A 3,099-nucleotide genomic window follows, 5' to 3' on the forward strand; every position below is an offset into this window, starting at 1 on the left:
CAGTGCATCGCAGGCGTCGAAGAAGGCGCTGTCTTCGTAGACCCCGGTGCCGGCCACGCGCAGCATGTTCATGCCGGCCTCGCGCACCTGTGCCACCGCCACCCGGCAGGCTTCGGGCGTGGCACGCAGGCTCACCACGTCGAGCGGTGTCCAGCAGGCACCGCGGCAGAACACGGGCACGCCGTTGACGCGCAGCGAGAAGCCGCCATCGGTGGTGTCGGCTTCAATGGTGCGAAAGCCGAGCCGGCCGAGCGGCACACGCCGCGGTGCCGACTCGCCTTCCAGCTGCACGAGCAATTGCGCCGTGTACAGCGCAGGCGTGCCGTGGGTGTGGGGCCACCAGAGCGTGGGCTTTTCGATGGCCGCCGAGACGGTGAATGCTCCCATCGGGCCCGGCACCAGCGACGCACGGTGCGTCTGACCCTCGTGATCCAGTTCCAGCACCGCCGACATCACGCGCTGGCCGGCCGGTGCTTCAAGTGCGCAGGCCAGGTCGACACGGCCGGCACCGTCAGCCACCGAAGCGCGCAGCGTCAGGTTGGACACCTGCAAGCCGGCGCGCCGCTCCAGCCACACGTCTTTCCACACCCCAACGGCCGCCGCGGGCGGCGACCAGCCGGGTGTGCGCCCGAGCAGCGTGTTGCGGAACCAGCGCAGCTGCTGGTGCTCGACCATTGGTGCACGCCAGCGCGGCCGCGGCCGGCGCTGGGCGAGCAAGGTGTCGAGTGCATGGAAGCGCAGCACGAGCGTGTTGCCACCACGGTGCAGACGCTGGCCAATCTCGTGTTCGCAGGCAACGAACATATTGGTCGACCGGGCCAGCAGCTCGCCGTTGAGCCACACCTCAGCCACACCGGCCAGGCCATCGAAGCCGAGCCACAGGCTGCTCCCGTCTTCGGGTGGTGACGCGTCGAACTCGACGCGGTACCACCAGTCATCGGCATCGAAGCGGCGAGCCGGGCCGTCGAGCGACCAACGGCCCACCGAGCGCAAGGCCGCAGCGGCAAGCGCCGGCTCCGGCAGGTCGATCCACTCGCGCGGCTGGGTCAGGAAGTCGGGAAAGGAGCCCTCGGCCGGTGCAGCAGCGCAGACCTGCCAGCCCTGGACGATGCGCTCACGCGATGCGCTGGCGGGGCGGCTGGCCGGGGTCATCACATGGCTCAAGCCTGGGTGAGCTCGGCCACCGCGTCGCGGATCGAAGCCACGCTGTTGAACACGCTGCGCTTGAGCATGTGGTCGGCGAACTCGATGTCGAAGGTGCTCTCCAGGGCGAGCATCACGTTGACGCTGGCGTGGGAAGTCATGCCCGCCTGGTACAGATCGGCCGAAGTGTCGAGCTGGTCGATGGGCTTGTTCAGGCGACCGTGGTCGCGCAGCACCATCCGGATCTGGGCTTCAAGGGTGTCGGGCGTGCTCATGCAACTGCTTTCAGGAAAAAACGGGGGCTGCGGTCAGGGCGGTCACCACGGCTGCGGCATAGGCGCCGTCATGGCTGAGGCTGAGCGCGATATCGCGCACGCCCAGCTGCCCCACCCGCTCGGCCGCCCTGCCGTGCAGCGCCAGCTCGCAGGCGCCGCTGGGCAATTTGCGTACCTCGATGTCACGCCAGTCGATACCGGTCTCACCGAGATCGAAGGCCTTGATCGCCGCCTCCTTGGCGGCGAAGCGAGCCGCCAGCCTCTCGGCCGCCTGGCCGGCGCCTGCCAGCGCGTAGGCGATCTCTGCATCGCTGAACAGGCGCTTCATGAAGCGCTCGCCGAAGCGGTCCATGGATTCGCTGACGCGCCGGATCTCGACCACGTCCAGGCCGGTGCGCAGGCACTTGGTCGGGTGGTGGGGAATCTCGAGACCGGTCAACGGCGTGGACATGGCGAGGTCAGACGAATCGGCAATTCGACAGGGGAGCATCGGCGATCTTGACAGCGAACAACATCCCCTTCCTGAAGGGGGCATGAAGCGTGCCGCGCAGGAGCTCGAGCCTGCGCACTATTTCTCGGATTGGCCGACGCGCGTACCGCCCAGTTCACTCCATTCGCGGGATACGCCGACAGGCCCGCCGCGCTATGCTTTGCGCATCCCTTCCCCGCCAGGCCGCGACCGCCCGGCACCCCTGCCATGAACGCACCCACCGGCCTGCCGTGCCAGAGCTTTGCCGACCTGCTGGCAGCCACCCGCGAGATCGCCGCCGGCGTGGCCGCACGGCATGCGGCGGAGGTCGACAAGGACGCCCGCTTCCCCATCGAAACCGTGCAGGCCCTGCGTGCCGCCGGTGTGCTGTCGGCACCGGTGCCGCGTGAGCTGGGAGGCGCCGGCAGCGACATGCGCGAGTTGACCCAGCTGTGCTCGACGCTCGCCCAGGGCTGCGGCTCCAGCGGCATGGTGCTGGCGATGCATTTCATCCAGGTCGCCTGCATGGCACGCCACGGCCAGGGGAGCGAGTTCTTCACCGGATACCTGCGCGAACTGGTGGCGCGTCAGACGCTGCTGGCCTCCATCACCTCCGAGGTGGGCACCTTCGGCGAGACGCGTTCCAGCGTGTGCGCCGTCGAGCAGCGCGGCGGGCGCTTCGTGCTCAACAAGGACGCCACCACCGGCTCCTACTGCGCGCATGCCGATGCCATGCTCGTCACCTGCCGCCGCGACGCCGACGCACCCAGCAGCGACCAGGTGCTGGTGCTCGTCAAGCGCGAAGACGCCCAGCTCACCCAGACCACCACCTGGGACACGCTCGGCATGCGCGGCACCTGCAGCCCGGGCTTCCGCCTCGAGTCCTCCGGCCCGGCGGTGCAGATCCTGCCCGGCTCCTTTGCCGACAGCTCGGCGCAGACCATGGTTCCGTACTCGCACATCCTGTGGTCCTCCCTGTGGTGGGGCATCGCCGCCGATGCCGTCGGCCGTGCCGCCACCTACGTGCGGGGCGAGGCGCGCAAGAAGCCCGGAACCGTGCCGCCCACCGCCACGCGGCTGGCCGAGGTATCGGCCCAGTTGCAGGCCATGCGGCAGCAGTGGCAGTCCGCAGCACAAGCTTTCGACGACACCGTGGCCAGCCCCGCGGGCGAGCTGGAGCTCCTGGGCATGGGCTGGGCCCTGCGTCTGAAC

At 69.3% G+C, this 3,099-nt stretch carries 4 protein-coding genes; 1 reads left to right on the forward strand and 3 read right to left on the reverse strand.

Features of this window, described 5'->3' with window-relative positions:
* The 3 genes from VFL64_RS15150 to acpS all read right to left on the reverse strand — a co-directional run.
* A partial coding sequence (locus VFL64_RS15150) for a glycosyl hydrolase 2 galactose-binding domain-containing protein (protein WP_489541215.1) occupies nt 1-1,152 on the reverse strand: 1,152 nt, incomplete at its 3' end.
* 8 nt (nt 1,153-1,160) lie between these two features.
* Entirely contained in the window at nt 1,161-1,418 is a 258-nt protein-coding gene (locus VFL64_RS15155) for an acyl carrier protein (RefSeq protein WP_489541216.1), read from the reverse strand.
* A 10-nt stretch (nt 1,419-1,428) separates the two neighbouring features.
* Nucleotides 1,429-1,869: a holo-ACP synthase gene (gene acpS, locus VFL64_RS15160; protein WP_489541217.1), complete on the reverse strand. Its 441-nt coding sequence runs from the start codon at nt 1,867-1,869 to the stop codon at nt 1,429-1,431.
* Between the two features lie 246 nt (nt 1,870-2,115).
* On the opposite strand from acpS, the gene VFL64_RS15165 reads away from it, so the two are divergent.
* On the forward strand, nt 2,116-3,099 hold a 984-nt coding region (locus VFL64_RS15165), incomplete at its 3' end, for an acyl-CoA dehydrogenase family protein (protein ID WP_489541218.1).

Origin of the sequence: Rhizobacter sp. (genome assembly GCF_035702065.1) — a bacterium.
Classification (GTDB): domain Bacteria; phylum Pseudomonadota; class Gammaproteobacteria; order Burkholderiales; family Burkholderiaceae_C; genus Rhizobacter.

Bases quoted from the DNA above. Each gene is read 5' to 3' on its own strand.
- VFL64_RS15155 (WP_489541216.1), bottom strand. From the start codon at position 1,418: ATGAGCACGCCCGACACCCTTGAAGCCCAGATCCGGATGGTGCTGCGC.
- acpS (WP_489541217.1), bottom strand. From the start codon at position 1,869: ATGTCCACGCCGTTGACCGGTCTCGAGATTCCCCACCACCCGACCAAG.